Below are 15072 nucleotides of genomic sequence, written 5' to 3' on the forward strand. Positions count from 1 at the left end.
TTATCTAGATACTTTATGTCCCGGACTCTTTTATTACATCATTATTTAATTTTTTATTTTATCTCATTTAGGCTATCTTTATTGGAATAGAGCCTAATACTAGTATATCAAGGTCTCTTTTGATATCTTTTTCAATTATGTTTTTTTACTTAATAATATTTTTAACTATAAATGATTCAATTTAATTATAATTAATTCTTTCGTACATCAACATATTAAGACAAAAAACCAAGATATTTCAATATTAGAAATATCTCGGTTAATATGATTAATATTCGATATTTGGCATTTCGTTTACTTTGTTTTGATATTTTTTGAAAGCAATATAGCCTACAAAACCAATAATAGTTGTAACTAAAAGTTTTTTCATTATTGTCACTCCTTTTAAATTTAGCGTACATTAGATTTGTTTCATGAAAAACAAGTCTAGACTAAATATATTATACACTCATTTGGTATTATTTTTAAAGTCAATCGAACGAATTGCATTATATTTATGTCATTTTAGAGAATGTATTGACAATAATATTTAGTTTTTCATCACAAATAAACAAATATATATCGCAACAAACTCTAAGAAAGTAAGAAGATAAATATATTTTAAATTCAACTTTTCTTTAAGTGGTATTTCCCAATGTGGATACTGACGTTCATAATATACATTTTGAGTAAAAAATAATCCTAAACCAAATGGAATATAAGTAATGATGTTTTTATACTTTGACTCTAACTCTATTTTATTAAGAAAATGTCTCATCAGCACTTGCAATATAATGACAATGACTAAGAGGAGGAGTATGTGAATCATTTTATTAATCGTACTCCTTTCACAAATAATATCACAATGGTTTGTAATAATACCACAAGCATAATAAAAATAACACTTTTTAAATCGATGGCATCAAACACGTGATACGTAATCGTTAATGGGTATGTAAATAAACCAACCGTATGAACTCTCAAAAAACGTCCTACAAATATTCCTATTCCATATAGAAACTTTAAAACTGGTACTCGGTCATACATTAAAAATAAAATGTTCTAAAGTTATAAATATAAAGATTATACAATTTATTGCAAAGGAAACACTTATTAAGTAACTATGTAAATACTGCCTATTCAATTAAATCAATGACGATATAAAAATATGGCCTTACAATATAACGTGGTGTTACATTCTACACTACTTTCTTTCTATAAATAAATTAAGGTTAGGAAAATAGAATGCTAATACGTGATATCTTAACATTCTACTTTACTATAACCTCTTCTATATTAAATCGTGTACTTTCGAATTGTATTATTTATGGCTGTCGCAAAACGATCCATTGTTGATGTCCAATTTTTTCATTTTTACGTGCTTTTGACGAATCATCACCATTACTGAAAAATGATTTTCGAAGATCTGGTGTTAATTCTAGTTGCACGCCTTGCCCTTTTTTATTATAATTCACCACATTATTTGTGTCTATTCCAGCTAAGTGTCCCAAACTACGTTGTACATTAAATTTAAACGTACTTAGCTCTTTTGAGATAAGTTGAATTAATTTTTCATCTCTACCCCCAATAAGCACTGTATTTTTCCCTTGAGATTGTCCTGCGCCATGAACAGAAATAGATATATCTTTGTTATAGTTACGATTAATTAAATCTGGATCATTATAATTAGTAGATGTTACATGTAATTGTGAATTATTTTTATTTCTAGTTCCATTAAATACATAGTAATCATAATTTCCTTTATTCGCAATGGCCTTTGTTAATTCTGTCGTTCCCTTCTCAATATTACCTCCATGAGGCGCAAAAATAAGGACATTACTGTGTCTATTCGTGTTTTCTTTTGTCCAATCTTTTCCTTCTTGCGTATCCTTCAGTAAATCTGTCATCGAGCGATAATAGTCTGTTGACTTCACAGATCCTAATTTATAGACTGGTGGTGTTACCATTACAGGTGCTTTTGATGTTTGTGTTAATTGTCGTTTTGTTGTTGTTGAAGATGGTGTTTTAGTTACTGATGTTTTAGGTGCATCTATTTTTTTAACAATAGTTGATTGAGTCTTATTTAAGGTCTTATTCTTAGAAGTTACTGGTGTTTTAGTTAGTGTAGTAGACTTTGACGTTACGCTCTTTGTCGTTGGCTTTGTGGTTTTAGTTGGTGTAGTAGACTTTGATGTTACTTTCTTTGTTGTCGGCTTTGTGGTTTTAGTTGGTGCAGTAGACTTTGATGTTACTTTCTTTGTTGTCGGCTTTGTGGTTTTAGTTGGTGCAGTAGACTTTGACGTTACTTTCTTTGCTGTTGATTTTGTTGTTTTAGTTGGTACAGTAGACTTTGATGTTACTTTCTTTGTTGTCGGCTTTGTGGTTTTAGTTGGTGCAGTAGACTTTGATGTTACTTTCTTTGTTGTCGGCTTTGTGGTTTTAGTTGGTGCAGTAGACTTTGACGTTACTCTCATTGTTGTCGGCTTTGTTGATGTAGCTGATTTCACTGCTGCTGATTTAGTACTTGTAGTATGTTTTGTGTTAGGTACTTGTGTTGATGTAATAGTTGGTTTTGTGTTAGACAATGAAGTTTTAGTCGTTGAAACTTGTGAGTGCGTTGTTTTCGTGATGTTCTTTTTCTGTGTACTAGAATTCAATACTTGATGTGTTTCAGCTGCATAAGCATTATTTTGTGCAAATCCAAAGGCGCCTATCCCTGCAGCCGTCATTGCTAATCCCAAGAACGTTTTAGTTGAATAAGATAAATATGTAGTTTTTTTATTTTTCATTGTTTTCCCCTTAATATTATTAAATATATAGTTTAATAATACTAAGATTTTCAAAATAATCAATAATATATTTTGTTGTTCTATTTATTTTTAAAATTAAATTAATATGTACTACAACAAAAGAAGCTGAACTGTCGATGTACATCAGTTCAGCTTCTTTTTTAAGATTCTTTTTCATCTTTTAAATGTTTAATATCTTGAAAACCTTCACGATAATTCGATAATTCTTCCATAATCGCATACCAATCTTTTCCAACTTTTTGGAACGTTTGTTGCATTAATTCATCTTGTGCTTTATTTAATTTCTCTACTAGTTTACTTCCTTTAGGTGTTGGAAATAATTGTTTTACTCTGCGATCTTCTTCAGATTGTTGTTCGATAATTAATGCCTCTTCTTTTAACTTTTTCAATGTTGCGTGAGACCCTTGCTTTGATATTTCTAACGTGTTTAGTAACTGCTTAATCGTAATACCAGGCAATTTATTGATAAAAAATAAAAAGCGATGATGTTGTCGACTCATACCATATTTTTCGATAATTTCATCTGCAGTCGTCACAAACGTTTTATAAGCGAAATAAAATAGCATGTGCTCATAATCATTTTTATTTCGATCCATATTCACTCGTTCCTTTTCAAAATCATTATTAATTATTATAGTAAATTTTCTAATTACTTTCATTAAAAGGTCAATAAGGTTGACTTTATTTACAACCAGTCTTATTCTATATATGTAAACAAAAGCAATACAAAGGTGGAATTGAATATGAAACGACGCGTAGGACAATATTTAATGGACGCAGTACATGAAGCAGGAGTCAATAAAATATTTGGCGTTCCAGGAGATTTTAACCTAGCATTTTTAGATGACATCGTCAGTCATGAAGGCGTTGAATGGGTTGGAACAACGAATGAACTAAATGGTGCTTATACAGCTGATGGTTATGCACGAATGAATGGACTAGGCGTACTCGTAACAACATTTGGCGTTGGCGAATTAAGTGCTGTTAATGGTATTGCAGGCGCTTATGCAGAACGTGTTCCGGTCATTGCTATCACAGGCGCACCAACCAGAGCTGTTGAAAAGGCAGGCAAATATGTGCATCACTCTTTAGGTGAAGGACACTTTGATAGTTATCGACACATGTTTGAACCTATTACTACTGCACAAGCCTATATTACAACTGAAAATGCAACAACTGAAATTCCTAGAGTAATCAATGCTGCAATTCAAGAACGTCGACCTGTACACATTCACTTACCAATCGATGTAGCAGTGTCAGATATTGAAGTTGAACAACCATTCAAAGTTGAAAAAACACCTCAACAAGATGTATCTCACTATGTAGATATGGTGGCTGATAAGTTACGTTCAGCTAAACAACCATTAATTATTGCAGGTCATGAAATCAATAGTTTTCATCTACATGATGAATTAGAAGAATTTGTCAATAAAACGAATATTCCAGTTGTTCAATTATCGTTAGGTAAAGGGGCATTTAATGAAGAAAACCCACACTATATGGGTATTTATGATGGGGAAATTGCTAAAGATGACATTAAAGACTATGTCAATCATAGCGATGCTATTTTAAATATTGGTGCCAAATTAACTGATTCAGCCACTGCAGGCTTTTCATATCAATTTGATATTAACGAAGTGGTCATGATTAACCATCGCCTATTCAAATTAAACGATACGAGTGATACAGAAATTGCATTGCCTGAATTCTTAGAAGCGTTAAGTACGATAGATTATACAAATAAACATTCATTCCCCTCTTATCAACAACCAAAATCAGGTGACTATGAATTAACTGATGATACGTTAACTCAAGATATTTACTTTAAAATGATGCAAGACTTTATTGGTGGCAATGATGTATTAATCGCAGAACAGGGATCATCCTTCTTTGGGGCTTACAGTTTAGCTTTACCTAAAAACATGTCATTTATCGGTCAACCTTTATGGGGTTCAATTGGTTACACATTACCAGCTACATTAGGTTCCCAATTAGCTAACCCACACCGTCGTAATATCTTATTAATTGGTGATGGGTCATTCCAATTGACTGTTCAAGAATTATCAACAATGATTCGCCAAGATATTAAACCTGTGATTTTCTTAATTAATAATGATGGTTATACTGTTGAACGTCTCATTCATGGTATGGAAGAGCCATATAACGATATCAACATGTGGGATTACAAAGCATTACCAAAAGTATTTGGTGGAGATACTGTACAAGTACATGACGTTAAATCTTCCAAAGATTTAAAAGAAACGTTTGATGATATTAATACCCAACCAAATCACATGCACTTCACTGAAGTCACAATGAAATGGGATGACGCGCCTCAAACACTACGTGATATCTCTAAATCATTCGCTAATCAAAACAAATAATGGATATTGGGAGAACATTTAAATAAATCAATTAAGAGCGACTATATATGTCATTAATACATATTTAGTCGCTCTTTTTTATAAACTTTTTTCATTTAAAAATTTATTATCGATCACATCTTTTGTAATATCCTGTAAATGTTTGATATTCCATTCACTGTCTGAATCATACTGTAGTCCATGTTTCTCTGCTAATTGTGATGTGTAATCATCAAGGTTATAAATTTTAAAATGTTGTCGTGTTTGTTTATTGGTAGGACGTGCTTGTTCGTAATGATTGACCATGCTTGTCCATTTAACATTTTCTAAATGTACACCTTTAGGTTCTTTTACTACATCGAAGTTTATCCTTCCTAACAATTGATTATTTTCATCTCCACCATATTGTCCATTTAAAAAATTACCTAAAGAATAAGCTACCAAGGTTTTATGGTGATGATCTTTTGCTTTAACCCACTTTACTGGTTGAATCACATGTGGATGCGTGCCAATGACGACATCTACACCCTCATTTGCAAATAATTGAGCGTACTTCTTCTGTGTTTTATTTGGTGTATGGTGATTTTCATTTCCCCAATGTGCCGACACCATGACGACGTCGCTTTGTTGTTTTGCTTTTCGTATATCATGTTTAATAGTAGCTTCATCAAACGTTTTTACTGTATATGGATAGTTTGAGACCATATCATTTGTTCCATATGTATAACTTAATACACTGATTTTCACGCCATTTTTAGAAATGGTATGTACACGATTCGCCTCTTTTTTCGAATTGTATATCCCTGTAAACAATACGTTATGATCAAATTTTTCCCAAGTCTGTATATGATTTGTGATCCCTTGATCTCCTTGATCTAAGGAGTGATTATTTGCACCATTAATCACATCGAACCCTGTTGCAACAATGTCACTTGCTACCTGACTAGGTGTATTGAATCGTTTAAATCCAGAATATGGAATATCATCCCCACCAAGTGGAGACTCCTGATTGACAAAAGCTAAATCAGGACTAGCTATGTCTTTCTTTATGTTAGAATACATTGGCTTAAAATTAAATGTACCATCAGAATGTTGTGCATCATGATAGACAACAGGATGAATTAAATTATCTCCTACTGCCACAACGGAAACTTTTGTACTATTGTCCTCAACAAGCGCCATACCACATATCAGTGAAAATACTAGAAAAATAACGACTGAAGTGATGTAATATCTGTACACTAAACTTACGCTCCTTATTGATTTAGAGTAGAGTTTTTATATTCACGAAAAACCTAAAATAATTAATACTTGTCATTATTTTAAAATACTCAAAATAATAACTCAAATTAGTTTATGAATTAAAAAAATAAGAAATAGAAAAAGTATCTATTTCTTATTTTTGGTTATCTATTATTACCAGATGTATCAATATGTTTGATGGGTTAATCGATGACATTCGAAAATTTGCGAGTTTAGTTTTAACTGTGGTGTTAATTGGTTACTTAACTTTATTCGTTGTAGGTATTGCTGGTTTTATCTATACCATTTTAGCTATTCTTGCAATGAATAAGGGCGAAGATTTTGTTGTTCCATTTACGATTGAAATCATTAAATAAAACGAAATATCCCTTTGTGACGTATCATCACAAAGGGATATTTTTATTTCTCCACTAACCAATCAATTGTACGTTCAATTGCTTTGTCCCAAAAAGCATAATCATGTTCCCCAGGTCCTTCTTCATATTTATAATTGATACCTTTTTCATCTAAATATTTCATAAATCGTTGATTATCATCATATAAGAAATCTTCTGTGCCACATTGAATAAAGAGTTCTGGAAGTGTTGCGTCTTTATCAACCGCTTCATCCACTAAGTGATAGGTATCTAACTCTGTACCTTTAACTTTTAAAGCTTCACCGGCAATGGCTTTGGGATCAAAGTCATTCCACTCAATATGGAGTAATGATTGTACATCACATACCGCTGACAATGGCGCTGCTTTAGAAAATAAATGGCTTTGAGTTAAAGCGAATTTTATTGTTCCGTAACCACCCATTGAATGACCTGCAATAAAATTATCTTCTCTTTTTTTAGATACTGGTAACACTTGATGTGCATAATTGTAAATTTCTAATATATAGTCATAGTAGCTATGACCAAAAGCCATATTCGCATAGCCACTGTGATCTGCATTCGGCATAATCACTGCTAACTGATGTGCTTCTGCATAACGTTCAATACTCGTTAGTCGCATATACGATGTCGCATCACTTGATAGACCATGGAGCAGTAATAACATTTTTAATGGTTTTACAGGTTCATGTTGTTTAAAAAAGCTATCGTCTTCTGGAACGATGGCTGTAAACGATTGATTCATCCCAATCGTAGGTGATTTATAATTAATAGTCATAAATGCCATATTGTTTCGTCCTTCCAATTTATAAGTATGATATCTATTTTACACTTTTTGTAGACTAATGGAATGTTTTTTAATATAAAAAGACGCTAGCCAAATGACTAACGTTTTTGATTATAACTTGTTTCACGTGAAAACATTATATATCTTCTCTAAATAAAGGTTGACTCATACATCTTGGACCTCCACGACCACGTACTAATTCACTACCTTTAATTTCAATCACTTTAATACCTTTATCACGTAATAATTGATTAGAGACATAGTTTCTATCGTATGTCACCACAACGCCTGGACGAATACATAATGTATTAGACCCATCGTTCCACTGTTCTCTAGCACCCTCTATGACATCTCCATTACCAGTAGGTATAAATTCTACGTTATCTACACCTAATGCATTAGCTAACGTTTCTCGTAGCTGTCTAGAGTGTGTAATTTTAATATCATCTTTCATTTCATCTTGCTCAATTGTAAAGATATTCATGTGATTCTCTTCTTTAAAAATAGCTGCATGCACTGTAAATTTGTCATAATCAATCATTGTAAATACAGTATCTAGATGCATAAATGTACGACTATTAGGTATTTCAATCGCAAGTACTTTTTTAAATGTAGTATAGTCGTCTTTAAATATATTTCTTGCTAGTCGCTCAATGGCTTCAGCTGATGTACGTTCTGAAATACCGATAGCTAATACTTCTTTAGAAAGCACAAGCTCGTCTCCGCCTTCGATGTTAAACGGTGACGTACGATCAAGCCACACCGGTATATCTGCATCTTTAAAACGTGGATGATATTTTAGAATATACGTCATAAAAATAGATTCACGACGTCTTGCGCGCCAATACATACGATTTATCGACATACCTCTACCAATACTTGCTTGTGGATCACGTGTAAAATATAGATTAGGCATTGGATCTAAATAAAATGGATAACGATCATCTAAATATTCAACGAGATGCGTTGTTTCAAGTTGAATTTCTTCTTTTCTTATACCTGCCATTACTTTTTCAATCAGTGCTTGATTAGATAGCTTTGAAAAATAATCTTTAATTTCTTTCTCATGTCCTAAAATTGTTTTTTGAGATTCTGATAAAATATCATCAATCAATTGCTGTCTTACATCTTCATTTTCAATTGCTTCAGCAGCAAGTTGTTCTAGATAAACGACTTCTACCCCTTCACTTCTAAGTGTTTCTGCAAATTGATCATGCTCTTCTTGTGCCACTTTTAAATATGGAATGTCGTCAAACAACAATCCACTTAAATGATCAGGTACTAAATTTTCTAACTCTTTACCTGGTCGTTTTAATAGCACTGTTTTTAATGTACCGATTTCATTATTAACTTGAATTGGCCCCTTTGTCATTTGTATTCCTCCTTCAAGTAAATGGTATATTGATATGTCATTATCATGGAGTAGCGGTTCAAAATATACATTTCATGTATATAATTCTATCGTAGCATTAAATGTTAATTTCCAATAATAAAATCTTTTAATTAGTGATTAAAAGAGGATTTTAAAATTTCAACTTGACATACCTTTATATAATCATTTAATATTTATTCGCTTATGTGTATAAAAAATGATTGAAGCGAATACGTTCACTTCAATCACCCATTTAATTCATTGCTTGTTGTACTGTACTATAGCCTAATACGACTCGATCTACTTTACCTTTATTAACATCAAACCAAACTGTCATACCATTTTGTTTAGGTTGATAGTAATAAATACCTGTTGCGTTGTTGTTACCATTATCAATTTTTTGTAGCTCTTTACTATATACTTTTTTAAGTTGTGTTAATGAAAGTTGACCTTTGACTTCCATATCTAATAACGAGGCAGTTTTACCATCTTTAGATACATTTCTGAAGTATTGATCATATTTCAATACCGATTTATTAGATGTTGTCGATTTAATTTTAATGCCATTAAATTTAACATTTTCAGCTTTAATCGCATTTTTAAAATGTTTATCTAATACGAATGAAGCATTTTGACCCGCATAACCATCATAGTTGTAATATGATGACGTTGCTGCGTGTACAGTCGGCTGTTGAACAAGTGCGCCTGTGACGCTAGCACCTAATAGTGTACTAAACGCTATTGTTGTAGCTATACATACTTTTGTTATCTTTTTCATATGCGTTTTCCTCTTTCTCTTTAAACTACTCATATCATACTTCTTTACTCATATCTATACAATCATTATAGCAATTGGTTATCTATTTAAATATTTTTTTATAAAATTGTGGTATACTATAATTAGGAGTAATAGTCCTATTTACTCCTTCATAAAAAGTTATACTACGTCATAACATTAGACCACGAGTTTACTTCCCCTTTGTTAAACTTGTGGTCTTATGATATATAAACTCATTATTTTAATTTTTAAATATAAAATTTATTTATATTATAAGAAATCACTTCAATAATACGAACATATGTTCTATAATATGAGCGAGGTGGTTTTAATGATTCCTGATCAATACAAACATGAAACAGATTATCGTAACATTCCTAGAGAATATTTAGACGCTAATATACCACAAGGACGTGGCATGATTAAGTGGGCACCGTTTATTATATGTACTAATCTCATAAAAAATCTAATTTAATAGGGTTCAAACATAATTTATATATGTATTATGTTTGAACCCTATATCTATTTATTTTTTACTAATATCATTTAAAATGTCTCGCAATTCTTCAATTTCTTTGTTATTTAATTCTTCATTTTTCGCAAAATTAAGCACTAAACTTTTCATATCCCCTCCATACAATTTATTAAGAAAGGTTTTAGCAGTTTTCATTTTAATATCATCTTCTTTAATAATTGATGAGTAAAAATAAATATTATTATATTTATAGCGTTTTATAATCTCTTTTTTATATAGTCTTGTAATTAATGTTCTAATCGTCTTATCGCTAACTTCTTTATTTTTTTGAATCTCAACTACAATTTCATTAGCTGATACTGATTTTTTATTCCATATTATATTCATAACATCCCATTCAGCCATAGATATTTCAACTTGCTTATTGGCCATTTAAAACACCCATTTCTTTTAATATTTTTTCATTTATGAATTTAGCATTTTCACCAGAGGCTTTTTCATCTGATAAATGTGTAGAAAAATAATACTTATCATGATTTGTAATTACGTAACCTACAAACCACCCATTATTATATTTCCCGTTTACTATACCTGTACCTGTTTTCCCATACAATTCATAATTTTCATTTTTTCTAATCAATAACGAAGAAGATAATTGTTTCTTTTCATTTTTACTAAAATGGTTATTTTGTTCCATCATATTTTTTAAAACTATTACTTGTTCAAGATTAGATATTTTCAAACTATCTTCCAACCAATAGGCTTTATAACTTCCCAAATTTTTATTACCATAATTTAATTGCTTGAGTTGATCAGAAGTATAGTTCTTTGATAATTGATTACTAATACGTTCGAAGTACCAATTAACTGAGTTTTGTATTGCCGTATTTAAATCTTGATCCTTATTCCAAGAATCGAAAGGATAATGATTATGATTCCATGACATACGTGAATTTTTATCACTTATAATATGACGGTCAAGTCCAAACAGTGCTAAATAAATTTTGTAAGTTGAATCAGGAGAATATCTTTTTCTACTTTCTTTTTCATTATAAATATAGTATTTGTCTTTCTTCATGCTGTACATAACGAAAGATCCACTATTTGAACCAAAATTTTTACTTTCATCTAAAATTTGGTAATCGCTTTGTAAGGGCTTTTTATAATTATAATCAGTTAAGGATTGCCCCATTAAAAACTGGCTTTGAATTATCATGATAAAAAAAGTAAAAATACAAATAAAAATTAGAATTAATTTTGACTGCTTCTTCAGATTGCCTTCTTTTATATTAATTAATCTTCTTTTGAGTAATGATTTTTTACCATTAAATGAATGGCTTAATATATTTTTGTTGAAAAATGAGGTTTTTAATACGGAATCCATAATAGCTTCCGCATAAGACTTAAATTCATTTTTGTTAATATTATTAAGGACAAATCTATCGGCTTCTACTTCATTGTCATGAATCATCTTTCTTTTTACAATTTGTATTAGTGGATTATAACTCATAGCAATAGAAAAAATATGAAAGATAATTAAATGCAAAGTATCTCTGTTTTTAGCATGAGCATACTCGTGCAATATTATATATTTTAGTTTTTTGTCATTTATACTTTTAAAATATAAACTGGGAATCAAAATAATATATTTTCCATACCAAAAAGTTATTGGAGAATGAATAGATTCTGCTTTTCGAATCACAATATTTCTTTTATATTGATGATTGAAAAGTATCTTGTTTATTTTATCTTTTTCTTTTTCATTTAGATAAAGTGACTGTTTCTTTAAATACTTAAGATATAATAAAGAATTTAAAAATTTAAAACTTAAAATAATAACTAAAACTATCCAAATAACTGTGCAGATATTATCTATTGAATCCCAATTAAACTTATGGATGTCTGTTGTAAACTCATGAACAGGTTTAGTGGTATTTATGTTAGGATTCAAATTGTGTGAATTACTTTCAACTGTGGGCTCTTGATTATTCAAATTATTAAATTTAAAAAAAGAGAATTTAATAGGGATGAAAGGAATTAATCCTGCAAGAAGAGTTAGATACCAAACTTTATAATTTAACATATAATTAAAATAGCGTTTTAATATGTACCTAAAAAATAATAACAATAGAAATATAAAACAAAAGCTTACTATGCTCATTATTAATAACTTAGCCATTTCAACACCTTCTTTCAAATATTTATAATAAACTATTGACGCGAATATTACAATTGTAATATTATTGATTTATAGAAATTACAACTGTAATATTGGAGGGTATATTTTGAAAAAGTTAATACTTTTAATTGCAATTGCTTTAGTTTTAAGTGCATGTAATTCAACCAGTTCACATGCTAAAGAGTTAAATAATTTAGAAAAGAAATATAATGCTAATATTGGTGTCTATGCATTAGATACTAAAAGTGGTAAGGAAGTAAAATTTAATGCCGATAAGAGATTTGCCTATGCTTCAACTTCAAAAGCGATAAATAGTGCTATTTTGTTAGAACAAGTACCTTATAATAAGTTAAATAAAAAAGTACATATTAACAAAGATGATATAGTTGCTTATTCTCCTATTTTAGAAAAATATGTAGGAAAAGATATCACTTTAAAAGAACTTATTGAGGCTTCAATGAAGTATAGTGATAATACAGCAAACAATAAAATTATAAACGAAATCGGTGGAATCAAAAAAATTAAAAAACGTTTAAAAAAATTGGGAGATAAAGTAACAAATCCAGTTAGATATGAAATAGAATTAAATTACTATTCACCAAAGAGCAAAAAAGATACTTCAACGCCTGCTGCTTTCGGCAAGACTTTAAATAAACTTATCGCAAATGGAAAATTAAGCAAAAAAAATAAAAATTTCTTACTTGATTTAATGTTAAATAATAAAAACGGAGACACTTTAATTAAAGATGGTGTTCCAAAAGACTATAAGGTTGCTGATAAAAGTGGTCAAGCAATAACATATGCTTCTAGAAATGATGTAGCTTTTGTTTATCCTAAGAACCAATCTGAACCTATTATTTTAGTCATTTTTACGAATAAAGACAATAAAAGTGATAAACCTAATGATAAATTGATAAGTGAAACCGCCAAGAATGTAATAAACAAATTTTAATAGTCTAAATGTACTACAAAAACTGATATAATTCTATCTTTCATAAAACTTCATAATATCGAAGAACATATATATTATTTATAATTATATATGTTCTATTTTTTTATGTTCACATTTTTTAAAAGAGAAAATACTATTAACATACCAAACATCATAATTCCAGTTACTATAATTATAAATGCTCGATAATCTTACTCAACTTTTCCATATAGAAAATAACTTATTTTAAATTAATTAATTAATCACATTAAAAAATTATATAATCCTTGCCAAAAAAGAACATACGTTCTACAATGATGATGAGGTGGTAAACATGATTCCAAATCCTAATGCGCCAGATGAATATAAATATGAAACTGATTATAGAAAAATACCAAGAAAATATTTAAACCCTAAAATCCCTCAAGGGCGTGGAAAAATCAAATGGCAAGCTTTTGCGACTCTCCCGCAACAGTTTGAAATTTTAGAACAAATTATAAAGGATCAAAATAAAATAGAAAAACCATTGCTAACACATGATTCATTAGATAATTTAGATCAGATTTTTCAAATAAAAATTCAAAATGATGAGTTATGTACAATCTCATATTGGGAAGACGGTAACATTTCAAAATATACAGGAAAAATTTTAAAAAAGGATGAAATTAGTAATACATTTTCCTTTTCTGATACTAACAATAATATATATAATTTAAATAATGCTAACGTTTGTAGTATCACTTAACACTATTTAAACTTTTAAAAAGTTTAAATAGTGTTCTTATAATTACCTTTTTCGAAATACTTCTAGCAAAATCATTATAAGTATCATACTGATATTAAATATATTATTTTTATCACTGAAAAAAATTTCTACTACTTGGAAAATTGATAAAAGACTTATTATTAACAAAAGTTTATTTAATTTTTCGCTTCTTTCTTCTTCCTTATATGACTGCTCCAATTCAATTAGTGATAATTCTTCTTTGTTTAATTCTTCAATATATTGTGGAGATTTAAAATCATTATTATTCTTTAGATACAAATATAAATATAAACTAGGTAAAAGCTCTGTTCTATAAATAATTGCAATAGATCTCTTGAAATTTAGTATCCATTGTCTAAAATATAGGGCTTCTTTTTTTCCATTTAAATTATATTGTTGATACCCATACAATTGTAATTCATTTAACATAGTTTCTAAGAAAAAGAAATTAGCAGAACTATTGAAATAAAGTGCCATTTGAGAACATTTTTCTAAAACATCTTCTTCTTGCTCATCCATCCAAACTACAAAAACAGATGCTTTATTCAAGAAGTTTATATAATTATCGCTATAACCATCTTGCCTAAAATGTTTACTTTTTCCTTCAAATGAAAAAATAGGCGCATTTACTAACCACTCTTGAATCTTCACGTCCTCATAGAAAGGATCATCAGTAAATTCATTTTCATTAGCTAAATAATAAACTTCAAAACCCATATTTTTAGATACTTTATATTCAAAAATATCCTTACTATTAATTTTTATAATTCTATTAATTTGTCTAGAAACATCTCTAATATTTTTACAATGTCTATTACCATACAATTGATACTGTCTTTGTCTATTATTTTTTTCTTGATTAATTAGAGGATATATCTTATCTTTTACACATGAGAAAGTACTATACAAGTCGCTTCCAAAGTTTATACTCTCTAAGTCTTCAATGATTTCTATAACAAATGTACCATTGTTAAATATAGTTAAGGTTAAAAAAA

Annotated in this window: 16 protein-coding genes and 1 pseudogene; 5 read left to right on the plus strand and 12 right to left on the minus strand. The window is 29.5% G+C overall.

All coding sequences use genetic code 11. From position 1 onward, the window contains the following. Window positions 1-268 precede the first annotated feature (268 nt). The 5 genes from HMPREF2930_RS11305 to HMPREF2930_RS08675 form a co-directional block, all read right to left on the minus strand. Complete coding sequence (locus HMPREF2930_RS11305; RefSeq protein ID WP_017175470.1) at window positions 269-370, minus strand: SE2200 family small protein; 102 nt, start codon at window positions 368-370, stop codon at window positions 269-271. A 159-nt stretch (window positions 371-529) separates the two neighbouring features. Next, window positions 530-757, minus strand: coding sequence for a hypothetical protein (locus tag HMPREF2930_RS11665; RefSeq protein ID WP_237614730.1), 228 nt, complete (start codon window positions 755-757; stop codon window positions 530-532). Window positions 758-804: 47 nt separating this feature from the next. Beyond that, the gene (locus HMPREF2930_RS11795) at window positions 805-963 is read right to left on the minus strand and encodes a hypothetical protein (protein ID WP_017175472.1); all 159 of its coding nucleotides are present in this window, start codon (window positions 961-963) and stop codon (window positions 805-807) included. 341 nt (window positions 964-1304) lie between these two features. Further along, the gene (locus HMPREF2930_RS08670; RefSeq protein ID WP_070597380.1) at window positions 1305-2768 is read right to left on the minus strand and encodes a poly-gamma-glutamate hydrolase family protein; all 1464 of its coding nucleotides are present in this window, start codon (window positions 2766-2768) and stop codon (window positions 1305-1307) included. A 161-nt stretch (window positions 2769-2929) separates the two neighbouring features. Next, window positions 2930-3385, minus strand: a complete 456-nt coding sequence (locus HMPREF2930_RS08675; RefSeq protein WP_017175474.1) for a MarR family winged helix-turn-helix transcriptional regulator — start codon at window positions 3383-3385, stop codon at window positions 2930-2932. Between the two features lie 147 nt (window positions 3386-3532). On the opposite strand from HMPREF2930_RS08675, the gene HMPREF2930_RS08680 reads away from it, so the two are divergent. Then, window positions 3533-5173: an alpha-keto acid decarboxylase family protein gene (locus HMPREF2930_RS08680; RefSeq protein ID WP_017175475.1), complete on the plus strand. Its 1641-nt coding sequence runs from the start codon at window positions 3533-3535 to the stop codon at window positions 5171-5173. Window positions 5174-5251: 78 nt separating this feature from the next. On the opposite strand, the gene HMPREF2930_RS08685 is transcribed toward HMPREF2930_RS08680, so the two are convergent. Further along, window positions 5252-6334: a CapA family protein gene (locus tag HMPREF2930_RS08685; protein WP_017175476.1), complete on the minus strand. Its 1083-nt coding sequence runs from the start codon at window positions 6332-6334 to the stop codon at window positions 5252-5254. A gap of 251 nt (window positions 6335-6585) precedes the next feature. On the opposite strand from HMPREF2930_RS08685, the gene HMPREF2930_RS08690 reads away from it, so the two are divergent. Next, entirely contained in the window at window positions 6586-6771 is a 186-nt protein-coding gene (locus HMPREF2930_RS08690) for a magnetosome magnetite crystal formation protein family (RefSeq protein WP_017175477.1), read from the plus strand. 43 nt (window positions 6772-6814) lie between these two features. Here the strand turns inward: HMPREF2930_RS08690 and HMPREF2930_RS08695 are convergent, their stop codons facing one another. The 3 genes from HMPREF2930_RS08695 to HMPREF2930_RS08705 all read right to left on the minus strand — a co-directional run bounded on the left by HMPREF2930_RS08695 (window position 6815) and on the right by HMPREF2930_RS08705 (window position 9726). Next, on the minus strand, window positions 6815-7576 hold the full coding sequence (locus HMPREF2930_RS08695; protein ID WP_017175478.1) for an alpha/beta hydrolase: 762 nt from the start codon (window positions 7574-7576) through the stop codon (window positions 6815-6817). 136 nt (window positions 7577-7712) lie between these two features. Then, on the minus strand, window positions 7713-8948 hold the full coding sequence (gene arcA, locus HMPREF2930_RS08700) for an arginine deiminase (RefSeq protein WP_017175479.1): 1236 nt from the start codon (window positions 8946-8948) through the stop codon (window positions 7713-7715). Between the two features lie 253 nt (window positions 8949-9201). After that, window positions 9202-9726 carry an immunodominant staphylococcal antigen IsaB family protein gene (locus HMPREF2930_RS08705; protein WP_017175480.1) on the minus strand — a complete coding sequence of 175 codons (525 nt, stop codon included), beginning with the start codon at window positions 9724-9726 and terminating at the stop codon, window positions 9202-9204. A 331-nt stretch (window positions 9727-10057) separates the two neighbouring features. On the opposite strand from HMPREF2930_RS08705, the pseudogene HMPREF2930_RS11445 reads away from it, so the two are divergent. Beyond that, window positions 10058-10165: pseudogene (locus HMPREF2930_RS11445) on the plus strand (hypothetical protein); the annotation flags it as partial. 87 nt (window positions 10166-10252) lie between these two features. Here HMPREF2930_RS11445 and blaI read toward each other — a convergent pair. Continuing rightward, complete coding sequence (gene blaI / locus HMPREF2930_RS08710) at window positions 10253-10633, minus strand: penicillinase repressor BlaI (RefSeq protein WP_001284658.1); 381 nt, start codon at window positions 10631-10633, stop codon at window positions 10253-10255. Continuing rightward, window positions 10623-12380, minus strand: coding sequence for a beta-lactam sensor/signal transducer BlaR1 (blaR1, locus tag HMPREF2930_RS08715; protein WP_001096367.1), 1758 nt, complete (start codon window positions 12378-12380; stop codon window positions 10623-10625). Before blaR1 ends, blaI begins: the two co-directional genes overlap by 11 nt. Window positions 12381-12486: 106 nt before the next feature. Here blaR1 and blaZ point away from each other — a divergent pair, with 106 nt between their 5' ends. Further along, window positions 12487-13332, plus strand: coding sequence for a penicillin-hydrolyzing class A beta-lactamase BlaZ (gene blaZ, locus HMPREF2930_RS08720; protein ID WP_000733622.1), 846 nt, complete (start codon window positions 12487-12489; stop codon window positions 13330-13332). A gap of 313 nt (window positions 13333-13645) precedes the next feature. Then, window positions 13646-14056: a YolD-like family protein gene (locus HMPREF2930_RS08725; protein ID WP_000612779.1), complete on the plus strand. Its 411-nt coding sequence runs from the start codon at window positions 13646-13648 to the stop codon at window positions 14054-14056. Window positions 14057-14098: 42 nt separating this feature from the next. On the opposite strand, the gene HMPREF2930_RS08730 is transcribed toward HMPREF2930_RS08725, so the two are convergent. Next, window positions 14099-15072: hypothetical protein (locus HMPREF2930_RS08730; RefSeq protein ID WP_070597382.1), on the minus strand; the 974-nt coding region annotated here is incomplete at its 5' end.

This window comes from Staphylococcus sp. HMSC068C09 (assembly GCF_001813735.1).
Taxonomy (GTDB): Bacteria; Bacillota; Bacilli; order Staphylococcales; family Staphylococcaceae; genus Staphylococcus; species Staphylococcus hominis.